This is a genomic window from Pedosphaera parvula Ellin514, assembly GCF_000172555.1.
GTDB lineage: Bacteria > Verrucomicrobiota > Verrucomicrobiia > Limisphaerales > Pedosphaeraceae > Pedosphaera.
The window spans coordinates 24033-41780 of record NZ_ABOX02000036.1; the positions used below are offsets into that span (position 1 = coordinate 24033).

The following is a 17748-nucleotide window of genomic DNA, read 5'->3' on the forward strand; positions in this document are numbered from 1 at the left end:
TTGTAAATGAGCCAGACAATTTTATCCATAGCGGCGAAGGTGATAGCGAAGGCAAATCGTGAACGGCCTGCTGACGCGCAGCTGCGGACAGAGTTGCGAGGGCAGAAGGGAGTTAGTCCAGAGGATGGGCGTTACATCAGCGAAACGGTTTTTGCGTACTATCGATGGTACGGTTGGTTGGACCGGAGTCAGTCGATGGAAGAACAATTGCGCCAGGCGCGTAAATTGAATCGGGCGTTTTTAAATGAGCCAGCGAGCATACCTGATTCAGATTTTGTAAAAGCCGTGCCTGAGTGGACGAAGGATCATGTTGATGTATCGACGGCTTGGTTGAAGTCATTGCAACTCGAGCCGAAATTATGGTTGCGCGCGCGACCAGGCAAGGGCAGGGAACTGGCTGAGAAGTTGGGAGAATGTTGGATTGCCGGGGATGGTCCGTTGAGTGAGACGTTGGAATACGAGGGGAGTCAGGATCTCTTTCGCACGCCAGAATTTCACGCGGGTGAATTTGAGTTGCAGGATATCAGTTCACAAATGGTCGGGCTTATCTGTGCACCTAATCCCGGAGAGACATGGTGGGACGCCTGCGCAGGGGAAGGTGGCAAAACTTTGCATCTCGGTGATTTGATGCAGAACAAGGGATTGATTTGGGCCAGTGATCGAGCGGAATGGCGCCTGAAAAGACTTAAGCTCCGCGCGGGCAGAGCCAAAATTTTTAATTACAGATCAGTGATCTGGGATGGCGGCGCGAAGTTGCCTACAAAGACCAAGTTTAACGGTATTCTTATTGATGCGCCATGCAGTGGTGTGGGAACGTGGCAGAGAAATCCTCATGCACGCTGGACGACGACCTTGAAGGATGTTCAGGAATTGGCCGAGGTTCAAAAGCAACTAATCGCCTATGCTATGCCGGCGTTAAAACCCGGTGGTAAACTGGTTTATTCCGTTTGCACGCTGACACGGGAGGAGACTTCCGAAGTTGCAGCAGAGATCAGCAAGAGATTTCCCGAGCTCAAAGTAATGTCTCTAATCAACCCGCTTAAACCAGGGACAACGAGTGAGCAGATTTGGTTTTCACCCCAGGAGATGGGTGGGAATGGAATGTTTGTGTGCGCGTGGCAAAAGGCAGGATAGACTCAAATCCTGCCATTTGCGAGTGCCTAATTTGAGCGGTAGTAGTCGTCTTGAATTAAGACAGTGCTATCGTCGAAACGTTTGTTAGGCCCGGCCGAGCGGACCAACACGCCTTCGCCTGAAAAGTAGATGCGGAGTGGTGTGCCCCAAGGATCAATGAATTCGCCCTTGGAATTGAGGTCCTTCTTGCGACCTACGAGAATAATGAGGTTTTTATTATTGTTACCCATCAGAGCTTTAGCAACTTCTGCATTGCTGCCCACGGGATAGGCCCCGATTCGCTCCTTGTACTGCTGGAGCGCGACGAAGAGGTTATCGACATCCTCGTTGAATTGGTTGGTTTTGGCGCTCGCCTGGAAGCTGTTCCAGCGCTGAACACCCCAAGCCACGCCAGCCAGCATGGTTACGAGACCGACAATAAAGAGAATACGCTTCATACATGAAGGTAGGAAGCATAGGGAGTGCCAACCCGAAACAACTAAGTGGCTGGTGAGGGTATAAGCGGCCCTAATCTCGGTGTGCCTGTGCTGGCGCGAACCGCGATCTCTGCTTTCAAGCGCTTTGGTTCGCCACGTTCGCCACCGATCATTTTTAACATGACTTCCATTGCCGCAGAACCGAGGCGAAACTTGGCCTGACGAACTGTGGTCAGGGGAACGCGGAAATATTCGCTGGTGAGAATGTTCCCAAAACCAATGAGCGATAACTCTTGAGGAATCTTGACCCCTTGATCGAGGAAGGTGTTGGCGCAACCAATGGCTACGAGGTCATTTACAGCCTGGATGGCAGTGGCATCAGCCGACTCGTTCATGAACTGGAGGGCAGCCTTGGCACCATCATCTATCGTTTGGCCTGCCTGGAAGACGAGTCGATCATCCACGTCGAGGCCGGTTTCACGAAGCGCCCGACGGTATCCTTCAAAGCGTTCGTGAGCCCATGGTGAGGCGTGAGGGCCGGTGAAGAAGGCTATTCGTTTGTGACCTAGTTGAAGCAAATGTTGAGTGGCCGCATAGCCTCCCAATAAATCATCTGCTCCAACCGCCACAAACTGGCGGCAAAAAGGAGCATTGTTACCGAGAATAACGACCGGAGTGCCACGAGCCTGGAGGATTTGGTAAATCGGCGCTTCTGGTTTGAGTCGATACACCGGCGAAATGAACAAGCCATCCACGCGGCGAGCCAACAGGCGTTGGATGGCGGCCTCCTCTCTTTCTTCGCGATCCAGGGTTTGTGTCAAAATAATCTCGAAACCCGATTCGTAAGCCCGTTCCTCCAACGCCAATAGGACGCGGGACAAAATGGGATCGGTCAAAGAGGTTACAACCACACCGAGCAAACGACTGGTTCGAGTGCGAAGACTTTGGGCCGTGGAATCGGGAACATAGCCCATTTGTTGAGCGAGCACCTTTACCCGTGCCTTGGTGGCGGCCGAGATATCGGGGGCGTTGCGCATGACTTTGGAAACGGTCATGACGGAAACCCCCGCACGATTAGCAATGTCCTTTAATCGAACCATGGTTAAACGTTGGCACCGCTCCAATTAAGCTTGCGCCGCAAAGTATCGAAAAACGAGTATCCTGGAAGGTGAAGCAATCGGACGGAGTCCGCGCTTCGACGAATCGTCACGGTCTCACCAGGCAGCATTTCGCTGACCATTTCTCCATCGGCACTCAGAATAATGTCCGGTTTGGGACTGACCACCCGGACCTGAATCGTGGAGTTGAGGCTGACGATGACCGAACGATTGGAAAGTGTATGCGGACAAATTGGGGTGAGTTCGAATACGTCGGCGGAGGGATGAACCACCGCTCCGCCAGACGAGAGTGCGTAAGCAGTAGAGCCCGTGGGCGAACTGACAATCAAACCATCGCAACGATAGCGCGTAAGGAGTTGTCCATCCACGCTAACTTCCAAAGTAATAAGTTTGGAAATGATGCCGCGGCTGATTACAAAATCGTTGAGCGCGCACTTGCTGATGATTATTTCACTGCACCTGCCGTCGACCTGGATCAGTGCCCGCGATTCAATTTCATATTCTCCACGCAGGATTCGCTTTAGGGCATTCTCGATTTCGTTTGAGGAAACGGCCGTAAGAAATCCGAGTCCGCCTAAATTGATGCCAAGGATTGGAGTCGTTGATCCAGCGATTTCGCTGGCGGCACGCAACATTGTTCCGTCACCACCAAAGACCAATAGTAAATCAACGTTCTTGGCAAGCGACGCAGCATCTCGATAAATCTTACTTTTGAGATTTGCCATCCGGGCGGTCACCGGGTCGCTGCAGATTTGTCGGCCGCCACGTGAGATAATCTGTGCGGCTTTGGATATAAAGCCGCTGCTGGCAGCCTTTTCCGAATTCCCAATGAATCCGACCCGTTTAATTGATTTGGCCAGTTTTTTCAATCAACGCAAAAAATTCTTTATTGCCGGCCGGCCCGAGCAAGGGCGATTCCGTAGACCCGCGCCATTCGGCCAGAGGTTGTTCACTTACGAATTGTTCAAGCTCCCGCAACACCCGTGCGTGAATGGCGGGATCGGTTATCACGCCTTTGCCTTTATCCGCTTCCGCTTTCCCAGCTTCGAACTGAGGCTTGATCAAGGCGACTATGTTAGCGGAAGGCCGGAGCAATGCAATCGCAACAGGAAGAATCTTACTCAGAGAAATAAAAGAGCAGTCAATAACAATCAGGTCGGCAAGGGAAAACGGAGCAGGGAAGCGGGCGGGTGTCAGTTCGCGTGCATTGGTCTTTTCCATGACCACGACTCTATGGTCTTGTCGCAGTTTCCAGGCGAGTTGGCCGTGTCCGACGTCCACAGCATAAACCTTCGCTGCGCCATTTTGCAGTAAACAATCGGTAAAACCACCAGTGGATGCTCCCAAATCAATGGCGGTTAATCCGGCAACATTCAAGGCGAAATGCTTTAGGGCATGCTCCATCTTTAACCCGCCCCGGCTTACGTATTTATCGCCCGACGCCAACGCTATATTGTCACCCTGTTTGACGCGGTCACTGGGTTTTTTAGCCGGTTGCTGGTTGATGGTGACCTGGCCAGCCATGATGGCGCGACGAGCCTTTTCACGGCTTTCGCATAAGCCGCGCTCCACAAGTGCCTGATCCAATCGATCCAATGCCATCTGGATGTTAGTATGCGGGAGATTTTCCTCCACGACAACTCTGACATTCCAAGGCGGGAACGTGGATTAGCTGTTATGGGTGCTGGCCTGAGCCTCGCGATAGCTGTTCAGGAAGAAAGTATTATCGGCCACCGCTTTTTCAATCAATTGCTTCAGAAGAAAAAGCTCCGATGCATTGATTACCGCATGCACACTCTGCTGGAAGGCTTGCATGGGAGTGAAAGTTTGGAAGGAAGTGCCGAAAAGAATCACGGTGGCATGGCGACGCTGACTCATGGTCATGCCCTGGATGAGATGGAGGGTGGAATTCTCCTCCAGTGAGTTCGCGGCAAAGCACTCCTCAATAATCACTACTTGATAGCGAATCTGACTAAATCGTGTGGCAAAGTCACTGTGAGTGGCCGCGGTATGGACTTTATACCCCAGTTCAATCAACGCAGATTTGGCGATTTCAAGCCACTCCGGCGTGGAGAAAGCCAGCAGGGCCGGCTTGTCTGTCGCGCTAACAAAATCGAAATCTTCAGCCATGGCATTATTTCAGTTTGAGGGTTGTGGGGATTGGAGGCGGAGCGACTTTCCCAAATTCCGCCGAAGGCTTCATTTTCAAGCTGTTCATATGATGGGTATTCTCACCACGGCCTTTTTTGAGGTTATCGATGCCACGAGTAACAGGTCCTCGTTTCGAACAGTAGAGCAGGGCAGTTTCCTCGGTGATGGTCCCTTGTTCATATCCTTCGAGAGCCGAATAATCGAATGTTCGCCAACCAAACGGTTGGCTGGCTTCGATGATTTCGTAGAAGCTTTTGCCTTCGCTCTCACCTTGAACAATGGTTTCCTTTGTGCGGAGGTTGGCGCCCATGACTTCCAGAATGGCATGCCGACCACCGCCGATTCTTGGAACAAGACGCTGGCTGACAACCCAGCGCAGTGTATCTGCGAGGCGAACCCGGATCTGCTCCTGTTCGTCCGTCTCGAACATACCCAGGATACGATTGATGGTCTGACCAGCATCGACGGTGTGTAGAGTGCTCAAAACCAGGTGACCGGTTTCGGCTGCGCTCAAAGCAATTTTCACAGTTTCACGGTCGCGCATTTCGCCGACCAGAATCACCTTCGGTGCCTGACGCAATGCGGCGCGCAGGCCGTTGGCGAAGTTGTCGAAATCGCTTCCCAACTCCCGTTGATTGAAAGTAGACTTCTCATGCGGATGAACAAATTCCACCGGGTCTTCCAAGGTGATGATATGAATGGCCCTGGTCCGGTTGAGCTCATTCAGGACGGCAGCGATGGTGGTGGATTTACCCGAGCCGGTGGCACCAGTAACCAGGACCAAGCCGGTCTTTTCATTGGGAACCTGGTAAATAATCTCAGGCAGCTGCAACGCTTCCAGCGTTGGCATTTTGGTATTCAGCTTGCGAAGAACAATGGAGTAATTGCCGCGCTGGGAGAAAATGTTGATACGCAGGCGGGCTTTGTCAATAACGGTGTAAGCCGAATCGCAAGAGCCAGTCCGAAGCAGGTCCTTGATATTCCAGATATTTTCCCCAACGAGATTCAAAGCAATCATCTCAGTTTGAAAAGGGGTGAGTTTTTCAATCGGAGGATCGCAAGAGACCGGAGCCAGTTCGCCGGCTGCTTCCACCTGGAGCGGCTTGTCGACGGTGAACAAAAGGTCGGATACCTCCGGGGCGGAGTCCAACATGGTTGAGAGAATATAATCCAGTTCAGGACGTCGCATAATTTAAAGGGATTTCAAACTTCATCATCATCGGGCGGAGTGGCCAGGAAGTGACGGAATTTCTTTTTATCCAGGCATTTGTCGTAGGCTTCCTCGGGTGAAATGCGTTTCATACGCACATGTTCCATGATCGCATCGTCAAGGGGTTGGTTGCCGTGCTTCTTGCCCACCTGGATCATGCCTGGAATTTGATGGGTTTTGCCTTCACGAACCAGGTTCGCGATCGCCGTGGTAAACACGAGAATCTCCAGCGCTGCAACACGACCTTTCTTATCAATTCGCTTGAAAAGGTTCTGAGCCACGATGCCCTTGAGGGCTTCTGACAGCGTGGCACGGACTTTGTTCTGTTGCTCGGCCGGAAACACGTCAATGATACGATCGACAGTTTTACCTGCGCTTTGGGTGTGCAACGTGCCGAAGACCAAATGGCCGGTGGCAGCTGCCGTGATAGCGAGCTCAATCGTTTCCAGATCGCGCAACTCACCAACCAGAATGATGTCAGGATCTTCACGCAAAGCCCCGCGCAGCGCGGCCGCAAATGATTTGGTGTGAATGCCTACTTCGCGATGATTGACCAGCGAGTTTTTGCTTTCGTGGACGAACTCAATGGGATCTTCCACGGTAATGATATGGTCGCGACGATTTTTATTTGCATAATCAATCATCGCCGCCAGCGTGGTTGACTTACCCGAGCCAGTGGGACCGGTAATCACCACCAGGCCTTTATGAAGCATGGAAAGCTTCTTTAACACTGCTGGCAACGGCGCATCAAATTTTTCAAAATCTTCGAAAGAAAGCACACGGCTGGGAATTTGGCGGAACACCGCGCCAATACCGTTCTTTTGATTGAAGAAATTGGCACGAAAGCGGGATATGTTCGGGATTTCGTAGCCGAAATCGACATCACCGGTTTCTTCGAATAGTTTAATCTTATATTCCGGGGCGATTTCGTATAGCATCATCTTTAGATTGTCGCTTTCCAGCGGAGGATAATCGACACGATGAAGTTCGCCATTAATGCGGAGCATGGGAGGATTCCCTGAGGACAGATGCAGGTCGGAAGCCTTTTGCTCGAACATTAAATTGAAGAATGCATCAATTTTCGCCATAAATCTGTAAGCTAAATAGCAGATAGTGTGCCTAGGCATGCGGACGGCACTACATAATGAGCGACATCAATGAAATCATACTAAAAGAGGTGCTCGTGAAGGGGATTATTCCCTTTTCGCGCTTCATGGAACTGGCGCTGTATTGTCCCAAATTTGGATACTATGAGCGACAGGATGTATCGCCTGGTAGGAAGGGTGACTTCTATACCAGCGTGAGTGTGGGCGCCCTTTTTGGAGAATTGCTGGCATTTCAGTTCTCCGAGTGGCTGTATGCTCTGAGTGTGGCAAAATGCCAGATCGTGGAAGCGGGAGCGCATGATGGGCGGTTGGCCCGTGACATTTTGCAGGAGATAAAGGTGCTGCAACCTCAGCTGTCCGATAATCTGGAGTATTGGATTATAGAGCCTTCGGAAGCGCGGCAGGGATGGCAGGCAGACACCTTGGGGGAATTGGCACGGTCGGTTCGTTGGTATCGGTCGTGGCAGGAGACGCCTGAGACTGGCGTCAACGGAGTGATTTTTTCCAACGAATTATTGGACGCAATGCCGGTGCATCGAATGGGTTGGGATGCCAGCGAAAGGAAGTGGTTTGAATGGGGGGTGATTTTAGAAGGTGGAAGATTTGCGTGGTCACGCATGCCACAAACAAATCCAGAGATTGGGGGAGCTCTACTGGAACTTCCTCAGGAATTTACCGCGGTTTTGCCAGATGAATTCACGACCGAGGTCTGTCCTGTGGCCCTGAATTGGTGGAGGCAGGCAGCCGGCAAGTTAAAGTCCGGCAAATTGCTGGCTATTGATTATGGATTAACAGCCGATCAGTTCCTCACTCCAGCGCGAAGAAATGGAACTTTAAGGAGTTATTATCGGCACCACCAATCAGATGATTTACTGGCGGACGCAGGTAACCAGGATATTACTGCGCATGTAAATTTCAGCGCTGTTCAAAAGACAGGTGAAAGTCAGGGATTGAAAACGGAAGGTCTATGGTCGCAAGCGCAGTTTTTGACGCGGATCGCCGGAAGGATTTTTGAGCGGAAAGGACACCATGCAGCGTGGAATTCCGGCAAGGTCCGACAATTTCAAACTCTCACGCATCCCGAGCATCTGGGAGAATCTTTCCGCGTGCTGGTGCAGTCCGCTGAATAGACTAAGCGTAATTGGACTGGAGCTCGTAGTTGAGAACCGAAAGGGAATAAATGGCCGCGGTTTCGCTACGCAGCACCAGTTTGCCCAGAGTGATGGGGAGCACTCCCGCAGATTTGATGAGGTTCATTTCCGCGGGAGTGAAGTCGCCCTCGGGACCAATCCAAATCGACACAGTTTTCGGGAGCCGCTTCCGTTCGTTGTGGAACGTTTTGAAATATTCACGGGGATGACGGCAATCATTTTGAAGCGAGCCAATCAATGGCAGTTCAAATTTTTCACCGCGAGCCAGATAATCCTTCGGACTTACCGGTGCATCGACCTGCGGCAGCCACGGCGAACCACATTGTTTGATGGCTTCGATTGCAGTCTGTTTCCATTTTTCCACCTTGGAGGCAGCCCCTTCATCATCCAACTGGGTAACTACGCGATCAGAGAGCAGGGGAACGATGCGGAAAGCGCCAAGTTCGGTGGCCTTTTGTATGATTGTCTCAATGATTTTTCCCTTGGGTATGGCCTGGAACAAGGTGATTTGATAAGGCAGCTGCGGCTGGAAATTGCGTTGCAGGACCTTTAACTTCAGCTGATCCTTTTCCGCTTTTTGCGCCTCGCACAGAATCTCCTGTCCTGCACCATCCAACACCACCAGCTTTTCCCCTTCGCGTAACCTGAGGACCTGCAGCGCGTGATGCGCTTCGCGGTCGGTCAGAATTAATGTGTTTTCCTTACATTCCTCTGGTGGCAAATAGAATCTATGCATTGAACAGATTTCCTTCTGATTACGAACTGAGATTAACTGAAAAGGTTTTTAGCCTTTTCAAAGAAACCCTTGGTTAGAGGATTGACGGTTTCATCGCACAAGGCGGCGAATTCCTGCAGCTTCGCTTTTTGAGCGCTGTTAAGATGCGCGGGAACCTCGACGGTTACACGGACGTGCAAATCTCCTGAGCCAAATCCTTGAACGTTTCTCATGCCCTTACCTTTAAGCCGGAAGGTGGTGCCAGGTTGTGTTCCAGCAGGAACTTTGATATGAGTTTTACCTGCCAGCGTTGGGACTTCAATTTCCGATCCCAAGGCAGCCTGAACAAAACTAATGGGCACATCACAGATCAGATCGTCACCTTCACGCTGGAATATTTCGTGTGGCTTGACGTGGAGGACGACATAGAGGTCACCGGGAGTACCGCCTCGAAGTCCAGCTTCGCCATTCCCGGAAGAACGCAGACGCGATCCTGTGTCAACACCAGGAGGAATCTTTAATTTGATCTTGGTAGTACGTTCACGGCGACCAGCGCCATTACAGGCTTTGCAAGGCTTCTCGATGACCCGGCCAGCACCTTCGCAACGAGGGCAGGTTTGGGCTATGCTGAAAATGCCACGTGAACTGATCACCTGACCGCGACCGCCACAGGTGGGGCAGGTTTTGCTCTTGGAACCGCTCTCTGCGCCAGTGCCATTGCAAACGTCGCAACGGTCCTGCTTGGTAACGGTAATTTCTTTTTCAACGCCGTGGGCTGCTTCATCAAACGAAATCTCCATATCGTACCGGAGATCGGCTCCACGCTGCGGTTGGGTGGGATCGCTGCGCCCACCGCCGAACAAGTCTTCGAAAATGCTGCCGCCACCACCGCCGCCGAAAACTTCACGGAAAATATCTGAAGGATCGTGGAAGCCTCCGGCGCGTCCGCCACCACCACCTCGCATCCGGGGATCGAATGCAGCGTGGCCGTATTGGTCATACGCAGCCCGCTTCTGAGGATCGCTAAGAGCCTCATAGGCTTCACCGAGTTCCTTGAATTTCTCCTCGGCCGCCTTATCGCCTGGATTTTTGTCAGGATGAAATTTGACAGCGAGTTTGCGGTAGGATTTTTTAATTTCCTCGAATTCGACAGTGCGCTCGACACCGAGCACCTCGTAATAATCTCGTTTAGCCATTGGAAGATCTAAGCAGCAGGTTTTTTGGCGACCATTACACTGGCAGGCCGGATCAATCGTTCCCGCAATTTATACCCCTTGCGCAATTGTTGCAAAACCTGTCCTTCGGGGACTTCAGTGCTGTCCTGTTGAGAAATGGCTTCATGGAGATTTGGATCAAAAGTTTTGCCGGTGGCATCCACTTCCTCCAAACCCGATTCAGCGAGCGCGTTTTTGAGTTGTTGAAGGATCATGTTTACGCCAGTCTGCAGCGACTGAACCGACCCTCCCTGGGCTTGGTTGGCTGCGGCCATGGCGGCATCGAAATTGTCGAGTACTGGCACCAGTCGCTTGATGAGTGACTCGTTGGCGAACTTGATGGCCTCTTCCTTCTCGCGGCTCGCACGTTTTTTGAAGTTGTCCAGGTCGGCGGCTGTGCGGAGAGCACGTTGCCAATTCTCGTCCGCTTTGGCTGCTTGAGTCTTCAGATCCTCAATCTGTTCAGGGGACAATGGCTCTGGCACCAGAGCCTTGGCTTGATTTTGAGTTTCCGCACTCTCCATGTCCGTTGGTGGTTTAACTTCTGGCATTGTGTTATTCATTATGACCGAATTGTTCCCTATGGAAATAAATCAATATTGTTTAAAATAAATGATTATTTGCCTATGGGCAACTCTCATAAGCTTACCAATGATGTAAGGTAAACTTGATTAACTACTTTGAATCGACAAGTTTCAGAAATTCCGGATTTTTCCGTAGTTTATCAAACCGAGGATCATTTTTGGCAGTAATTGAGAGATTGGTGGCTTTAGGGTCTTTTGCCAACCGTTTAGCGTTCGCGGCCAAGGCATTACGTAATGCCTGAATGGCTTCCTCAGGCTTATCGACCGCGGTTTTCATCGCGGCGAGGTCATAGGATGCTTCCGGGGAGTCCGGCTCCATTTTTGCAAGTTTTTCCAGCGCAATTTCCAATTTGGGAGAGTTCGCAAGCTGAGCATATAATCTGGCGACAGAAAGGACTGCGTTGGCGTCAGCTTTGGGACTATTCAGAATCTGGTCCAGAATTTGGAATGCCTTGTCGTTCTGTTGGGTCTGCAGGTAGGCAACCGCAAGGTTGAATCCGACTTGGAAATTTACAGGGTTGGCTGCCCATTCTTTTTCCAAAGCCGGAATGTTTGCTGTGGGTTGAGGAGCATTCTGCGGAGGAGCCATGGTATAACCGCCCTTCCTAATTTCCTTGAGCTGCTTAACCAGACCTTCCACCTGTGTGTTGTAAGGATCGAGTTTCAAGCAGGTACTCGCAACCAAAATGGCATCATCCAATTTTTCCGGCTTGTTTTGACTGGCTAATAGTTGAACGTACCGAAACACGGCCTCTGGACTGTATGGACAAAAAGCAAAGGCTTGGCGGAAAGCAAAGTCGGCTTCCTTCAGCATGCGCTCGTGGTCCGGGGTTCCCAGTGGTGAATTGTTGGCTCTCCAGGCATAAATTCCGCCAATGGAACTACGGAGCTTCGAAAAGGCTTTTTGTCCCTGGTCATCACGAACGAATTTACGATCTCCTTTAAATCCATTGAAATCGCGCTCGAGATAAACCTTTTCAATAAAGGCAGCGATGTCCTTGACTGACGTCTCGTTGGTAACCACGTTTCCGGTAAGGCGTTCTGAATATTTAGCCCAGAAATCATGGTCTTTCTTGATGATGTCAGCCGAGAATTCAGCCAGGGGCTGTCGGTTGATCTTCATGATGATGCCAAAGGGAGTAAGGTAGGGATACATCCAGTCCAGAGGAAAACTCTCTTCGACAAAGAACTCATTATTAGTATTGTGCTCAAATATAGTCTTGGTCAGCAGGCCGTTGATGGACATTACAGCGACCTGGCCTGAAACCTGAACACGATTTTCGATGACCCGAACGTCCTCCCCCGGTTTTATCTGTTTTGCCTCATTAGGACGCTGCTCGTCATGAGCATACCGGCGCTGGGCGTCTCCCAGATACTCCTGGAAGCATTGTTCTGAGTCCTTTGGTGTCGGAGTGTAGATTTCATTGGGAGGATATACACCTTCAGCGCGGCGCTGGGCTTCAATTTTTGCGCCCAAGCGCAGAAACGGTTTATCCAGGACATTATAAGCGAGGCCAGCTAGAATGTTCGTTTTATAATTGTCTTCCTTTTCCTTTTTCGAACGCAACAATTCCTGGAAGAATGGAGGATCAATCTGCGTGCTGCGGTTGTATTGGGCACGGATATACTCAAGGTAGGTGCCATCCGCGAGCGCGTTTTGAGTGATGATATAAACGTCGCGACGATCAAATTTAGGATCCAGAGGTTTGCAGCGAGGGGGGATAAAGCTCTCGCAAAAAATCATATAAGTAGGACAAAAACGGCCGGGATCAGTGCCACCGAACAAAACCGCATTCTTAGTCATTTCGGGGTAAATGCTAAAAGGCGGCGTGAACATATCGTGCCCGAACCAATAGCCGAAAAGATGTCCACGCTGCTCATTGTCAGACCAATGCGAGAGAATGGAATTGAGAGGGAGGAGGGCAAAAATTCCCAAAGCAACCGGCAGTAGTGGTTTTTTGACTGACACCAAACACAATATTGTGAAAAGAACTGCCAAACCGATCAGGATCAGTCCGCCAAAAATAGGCAGGCCATACTGGTTCGGTGCAAATGCTTTCTTTATGGCATAGAAGAACTGCTGAATTCCATTCATGTCCGGCACATTGCCAAAGATGGTCGAGGTGGTGGTTGAGAGGGAATACAGGGCCAATGCGGCTGCCAGTGCGCCTCCTGCCAGAGCCCACAATCGAAAACGCTGATAATTTGTGATCAAGGAGGCCGCAATGAGCGTCAAACCGTAGCCAACGAATATGGCAATCACGGTATAAGATGCAGTAAAGAACACGCGGATCAGTTCGCGAGTGGCGCGATCCGGAGTTGGATTCAGCAAGATCATCAGGAGGATAGCCAGGCATGACCAGAGACCAATAAGACCAATCAGCCAGGCCCGTTCACGCCTCTGCATTTTCAAGAAGAAGAAGAAGGGAACCAGTGCGATTAATAAACTGACGTAGTTAAATTCTTCCTGGGCTCCATCAAAATACATGCCGAGCTGGATGAAAAACCGCTGAGGGTCGTTGAAGAAATTGGTTGGGTTGGTCTTTTCATACTGACCACGGGTCAGGGCATGAATGAAACCTTCAACGGTACGAGGATAGCCCCAGTTCATAGGGGGATTGGACATGGAAGAGATGGGCATCCAGAGATAAAGGGCGGCGCCAACTACAAAGAGGCTGAACATGATGATCACCGGCAGTATTTCAGTGCCGAGTTTTTTCGTGGTAAGCGTCAGCCAACCGCAGGTGATGATCGAGGAAACGCCTACGATGTGGTAAATGATTAATACCATTTGATTGGGTTGGAAATCACCGAGCAGCTTTGTGCTCAAGGCAACCAACCCAATGAGGTAGACCACGGAGTTGGCGAGGGCCAGATCTCGTCCGAGTTTGGGTTGAGCAGCAAGAATTGCGATTTCAAGACCCATGGCTGCCACAATGAGAGTTTGATGGTTGGTAAAGCAAATCCCGAAGAGAATCCATGCCCAGTAAAGGTAGCGCCGTTGCTGCGGAGCATAAATCCATCGCAAAAGACAGCAAACCATGCCCATGAGGGACATCACGCTGAAGGGATATACCTCGACAATGACGCACTGGCTCCACATGTATCCGTTAAAACCGAGAAGCATGCCTGCTGCAAAACCGGAAACCAGGCAGATGGCGTTTTCCGCCCGGCGGGAAATGCCCTTAAATTCTTCGATACTTTCGATCATCATGCTACTGCCTCGAGAAACGATCAGGGAGAGCAGTCCGCAAGCTACCGCCCCGGAGAAAGCAGAAGCAATCGAGACTCGATAGGCAGTGTTTGAGAAAGGAATAAGCTTGGTAAAAACCCAGGTGAAAATAGTCCAGAGAGGATAACCAGGAGGATGGGGAACCCCGGCGTAAAAGGAGCCAGTAGCCAACTCGCCAGAATCTTCAAGTGTCAGGTCGGGCGCCAAGGTCAGCATATACCCAATAAAAATTGGGATGGCGGTAAGGGCGAAAGTCAGCCAATCGACTTTACGAAACAGCGGCGGCACAATCACCTTAGGCGGCTGTACTGCTGTTTTGGGTTTGTCAGTAGGTTTTAAATTATCAGCACTCATTAATTAAAGTTTCTCGATATTGGTCTTCCACGAGGGAAAAGAGCCGGTAGTTGACAGGGAAGAAGGGGTTTTTGTCCAATCAAAAGTGGTGGATAAGCTGTTTCCCTCCCTCCAAGTTGGGGTGGAAGAGATAAATGTAAGCAAATTACGGTCAGGCATGGTAAGGCTGGCCAGAATGAATGTGGCAGATAATACGTTCCATTCCTGACATTGGCGGTCGGCAGCCAAACCGGGGAGCAATTTGTGATCAGATAAGCTGACTAACATATTGGAGTTGCTGGACGTAAGGGGTAAGTGTCCGGCGACATCGTTGTGAGAAAGCCAGATGGTGCAGGCTAAGATTAGCATGCAGAGAGCAGGGGCAAACCAGGACCAAAAAGGAAAGGTCAGCGGTCGGCTCTGAAGCAGCATGGCCTCGGGAAATAACTGTTGCTTGATTTTATCCGAGGGCGGACGGGGAATCCATGATTGCAACTCCTTCTCCAATTGACTCCAGTCGTTCATAATTTTCTCCTTTCAAGCAGACTCTAAGCTTCTGCAAACCATAACGATACCTTCCGGCGACGGTATTCGGTGATAGGTTGAACAGGTTGGCAATTTCTTCGAAAGTATGTTGATTCCAGATCTTTAAAACAATTACTTCGCGCTGCTCCGTTGGCAGTTCCGCGAGACATTTCATGGCTGCGCGCTCATGTGGTGATTCCGTCGAACTCTTTTCGAACCAATGATGTGATTCCAGTTCACGTTTCAATCGGCGCCAGAGACCTCGGCGGTAATTAAGAGCACGGTTGCGAAAACTGCGAAGGCAGTAGTACTCCGGTTCCTTGGGGATCTCCTCTTTATGGATCAAGGCCAGAAAGGTCTCCTGAAGCACGTCTTCAGCTTCGCTGTGAGAGAGACCTAAGGCGCGACCATAAAGGATTAACCCTGAGGCTTTAGCCTCATAAATCTTCTGACACCAGATGTTGCTATTACCGCTCACTTTTAATGTTTCCGACCTATAGACACCAAGATGGAGGAATTTGTATAAAAACGAAAAGGAATATTTATGGATGTAAGTGGTTTAATACAAAAATGATACGAAGGTATGCCCACGCTTCGGTCAAAATGTCGACCTTTTAGGCTTGGAGAAATAAAAAAACCGGGACTTGCGTCCCGGTTTGTCGTTAAGAACCAATCTTTGCTGTGCGCTTATTGGCGAAGTCGGAAGAATCTGGGCGCACCGCTGAACGTATTCGTATATGGGCTATTCAAGACCGGTCCGGCCACATCAGTATATGGACCGCTTGCGCTCGTAGCAGTTTGCAGAGTGTAAGAGCCTGTCCAATTGAGGATGACGTGACTTTTTGCATCCATGCCTGCGTTGATTTTACCAGGAGGCGCTTGGGGCTGTTGAGCGCCAACCGGCAACAGGAGCATGCGGAACGAGATTGGGTCCGTCATATTCACCATCGGATCGGCTCCAGATGTGGTAAACCTGAGCCACTTCGTATTATTCGTGCCGCTAAACTGGAAGCGGACGTGGAGTGAGTTAGTGCCGGTATCGGCAATGATATTGGTAACGGCGGAAACATTCGGATTAGCCAATATATTTCCGCTTGTAGTTCCCGAGAATGAGGGCTGGCGGAAGATAGATGTACCATTTTCGAAAGTTTGGAAGACAGTAGTTCCATTTTGGACATTGTCGATATAGAGATCGAATGGTCCGGAATCGGTGCCATTGATTGCAAAGTCAATGGAATCTAAAATTCCCCATGAAGTAGCAATGTTATTGGCATTGCCGACTGTAGGATTCCATTGGATGGAAGGTGAGAGAGGGATGCTGTTTGGAGTGAGCGTTGGTGATCCAACAGTCCAGCCCGTATTCGAATCAGTATAGCTGTTGTTGGTCACGTCACGGTAATCATTGTATCCAAAAAAGTTAGTCTGACGAAGCAGGCGGTAACCGGTTGCTCCAGGAACTGCATCCCAAGTCCATTGGACCCGGTAAACATCGTTGCTGGACGTGTAACCGTTCCCTGCCGAAAACACTGGATTCGCCGAGTAAGCGGTTGAGCCGTTAATCGTTTCGTAGGCATAAACCTTAATATCCACGTAGTCGTTGGCAGCATAGCCAGAGCCTGGAAGTGCGTTGCCGAAAGCAGTTGGAACATCGCCAACGGTTGCTGTGCCGTATTGGAAGGAGACCGTCTGCCAGGTGTTACTCGGATAAAACACAGGAGCATCAATGGGAGCTTGTGATGAGACTTGGGTCGCGCCCAGGAAATGTACGATCCCACTGCCGGTATTACCAGTTTGGCCAACTGGGCCGGTGCTGGATGTTTCCCGGATGCTCAGAGCTATGCGAACACTAGGATTGGCGCCTCCCCCGACGAACAGTCCTGTGCTAGGCACGCAACTCTCCTGGCCAGCAATGGTTTGAGTTGCTGCTATTTGAGCAAGTTTCACCAGACCGGTTACAGGAATCGAATTGTTACCGGCGACGAGGCCTGAGGCCTTTTCGCCAATTTTTTGCGTTCCACTGGCAGTAATTTGATAAATTGAGACGTCCGTGGCATTGGCTGCCACTCCGGTAACAGTCACAGCAGTCTGACCGATAGCGACAGGACCATCAATGGAAGGTGAGGCGACGCTCTGGCAAAGTTGTGCCAGAGTGAACCGGAAGCAGTCCACAATAAGTCGGTTGTTTTCGGCTGAAGATATTCTTCCACTTGAATAACGAAAGCTGATAGTCGGAGCCAAATTACCAACAGCGTTGGTGATGTACCCGACGGTTTGCCAGGTTTTGGTACCATACTTCCTCTGAAATTTGTCCGTGCTGGAGAATGATAATGTGCCTCCCGTGCAGGATGCTGAAAAGATGGCATTCGTAGTCACGTTGTTAGCGGAACTATCGAAAGTGTATTCAATCAGGTAAGCCGCCCCTCCAATGGCCAAGACGGGCTTAATGTCTATACCCGCACTTTGAGAGGTGACCAGCGGGCTTGATGTATATGCCCTGGAACCACCCCGTGTGGAAGGAGCGTCGGCAACCGAGCTCTTTGCGCTTGTATCGCCGAGGGTTATGCCCGTTTCGGAGTAAGTGCCGTCCTGGTTTGCTCCCGCGCCAGTAGTATTAGAGGGTGAGATCAGAGCCCGGGCTGTAACATAAACGGTTTCTGCCATCAGGTTGCTCGCGCAGAGCGAACTTAAAACCGTCAAGACAGCAAGGGATAGTAATTTTCTTTTCTTCCAAAAGGAAGGAAAGACCGATAGTCGAGTGTAGGCGTATTTTTTCATGAATGTTAAATATTTTTTTGGAATCTTCCTACTAATCGAAAAACGCTGCCGCTAAGGCCAGTGGTAGGTAGATACTCATAAGAA

Annotated in this window: 15 protein-coding genes; 2 read left to right on the forward strand and 13 right to left on the reverse strand. The window is 50.5% G+C overall.

The genetic code is table 11. The annotated features are described in order from the left end of the window. Positions 1 to 6 precede the first annotated feature (6 nt). Positions 7 to 1134, forward strand: coding sequence for an RsmB/NOP family class I SAM-dependent RNA methyltransferase (locus tag CFLAV_RS22315; RefSeq protein WP_007417110.1), 1128 nt, complete (start codon positions 7 to 9; stop codon positions 1132 to 1134). 26 nt (positions 1135 to 1160) lie between these two features. Here CFLAV_RS22315 and CFLAV_RS22320 read toward each other — a convergent pair whose 3' ends face one another. From CFLAV_RS22320 to CFLAV_RS22350, 7 genes are all read right to left on the reverse strand, one after another. Continuing rightward, positions 1161 to 1571, reverse strand: coding sequence for a hypothetical protein (locus CFLAV_RS22320; protein ID WP_007417111.1), 411 nt, complete (start codon positions 1569 to 1571; stop codon positions 1161 to 1163). A 41-nt stretch (positions 1572 to 1612) separates the two neighbouring features. After that, entirely contained in the window at positions 1613 to 2650 is a 1038-nt protein-coding gene (locus tag CFLAV_RS22325; protein ID WP_007417112.1) for a LacI family DNA-binding transcriptional regulator, read from the reverse strand. Between the two features lie 2 nt (positions 2651 to 2652). Next, positions 2653 to 3537, reverse strand: a complete 885-nt coding sequence (locus CFLAV_RS22330) for an NAD(+)/NADH kinase (protein WP_150107543.1) — start codon at positions 3535 to 3537, stop codon at positions 2653 to 2655. Then, positions 3512 to 4270, reverse strand: coding sequence for a TlyA family RNA methyltransferase (locus CFLAV_RS22335; protein WP_007417114.1), 759 nt, complete (start codon positions 4268 to 4270; stop codon positions 3512 to 3514). The genes CFLAV_RS22330 and CFLAV_RS22335 overlap by 26 nt, the downstream gene beginning before the upstream one ends. A gap of 66 nt (positions 4271 to 4336) precedes the next feature. After that, positions 4337 to 4798, reverse strand: coding sequence for a hypothetical protein (locus CFLAV_RS22340; RefSeq protein WP_007417115.1), 462 nt, complete (start codon positions 4796 to 4798; stop codon positions 4337 to 4339). Between the two features lie 4 nt (positions 4799 to 4802). Then, positions 4803 to 6008 (reverse strand): type IV pilus twitching motility protein PilT, encoded by a 1206-nt coding sequence (locus CFLAV_RS22345; protein WP_007417116.1) that lies wholly within the window; start codon positions 6006 to 6008, stop codon positions 4803 to 4805. A gap of 14 nt (positions 6009 to 6022) precedes the next feature. Further along, complete coding sequence (locus CFLAV_RS22350; protein WP_007417117.1) at positions 6023 to 7117, reverse strand: type IV pilus twitching motility protein PilT; 1095 nt, start codon at positions 7115 to 7117, stop codon at positions 6023 to 6025. A gap of 56 nt (positions 7118 to 7173) precedes the next feature. Between CFLAV_RS22350 and CFLAV_RS22355 the strand changes: the two genes are divergently transcribed. After that, positions 7174 to 8265: a class I SAM-dependent methyltransferase gene (locus CFLAV_RS22355; RefSeq protein ID WP_007417118.1), complete on the forward strand. Its 1092-nt coding sequence runs from the start codon at positions 7174 to 7176 to the stop codon at positions 8263 to 8265. Between the two features lies 1 nt (position 8266). On the opposite strand, the gene CFLAV_RS22360 is transcribed toward CFLAV_RS22355, so the two are convergent. From CFLAV_RS22360 to CFLAV_RS22390, 6 genes are all read right to left on the reverse strand, one after another. Continuing rightward, positions 8267 to 9022, reverse strand: a complete 756-nt coding sequence (locus CFLAV_RS22360) for an RsmE family RNA methyltransferase (protein ID WP_007417119.1) — start codon at positions 9020 to 9022, stop codon at positions 8267 to 8269. A 32-nt stretch (positions 9023 to 9054) separates the two neighbouring features. After that, positions 9055 to 10197, reverse strand: a complete 1143-nt coding sequence (gene dnaJ, locus CFLAV_RS22365; RefSeq protein WP_007417120.1) for a molecular chaperone DnaJ — start codon at positions 10195 to 10197, stop codon at positions 9055 to 9057. Between the two features lie 8 nt (positions 10198 to 10205). Further along, positions 10206 to 10766: a nucleotide exchange factor GrpE gene (gene grpE / locus CFLAV_RS22370; RefSeq protein ID WP_040549792.1), complete on the reverse strand. Its 561-nt coding sequence runs from the start codon at positions 10764 to 10766 to the stop codon at positions 10206 to 10208. A 124-nt stretch (positions 10767 to 10890) separates the two neighbouring features. Next, positions 10891 to 14385 (reverse strand): glycosyltransferase family 117 protein, encoded by a 3495-nt coding sequence (locus CFLAV_RS22375; protein WP_007417122.1) that lies wholly within the window; start codon positions 14383 to 14385, stop codon positions 10891 to 10893. Between the two features lie 439 nt (positions 14386 to 14824). Beyond that, positions 14825 to 15367 (reverse strand): RNA polymerase sigma factor, encoded by a 543-nt coding sequence (locus tag CFLAV_RS22385; RefSeq protein WP_040549794.1) that lies wholly within the window; start codon positions 15365 to 15367, stop codon positions 14825 to 14827. 209 nt (positions 15368 to 15576) lie between these two features. Continuing rightward, positions 15577 to 17664 (reverse strand): autotransporter outer membrane beta-barrel domain-containing protein, encoded by a 2088-nt coding sequence (locus CFLAV_RS22390; protein ID WP_007417124.1) that lies wholly within the window; start codon positions 17662 to 17664, stop codon positions 15577 to 15579. Between the last annotated feature and the right edge of the window lie 84 nt (positions 17665 to 17748).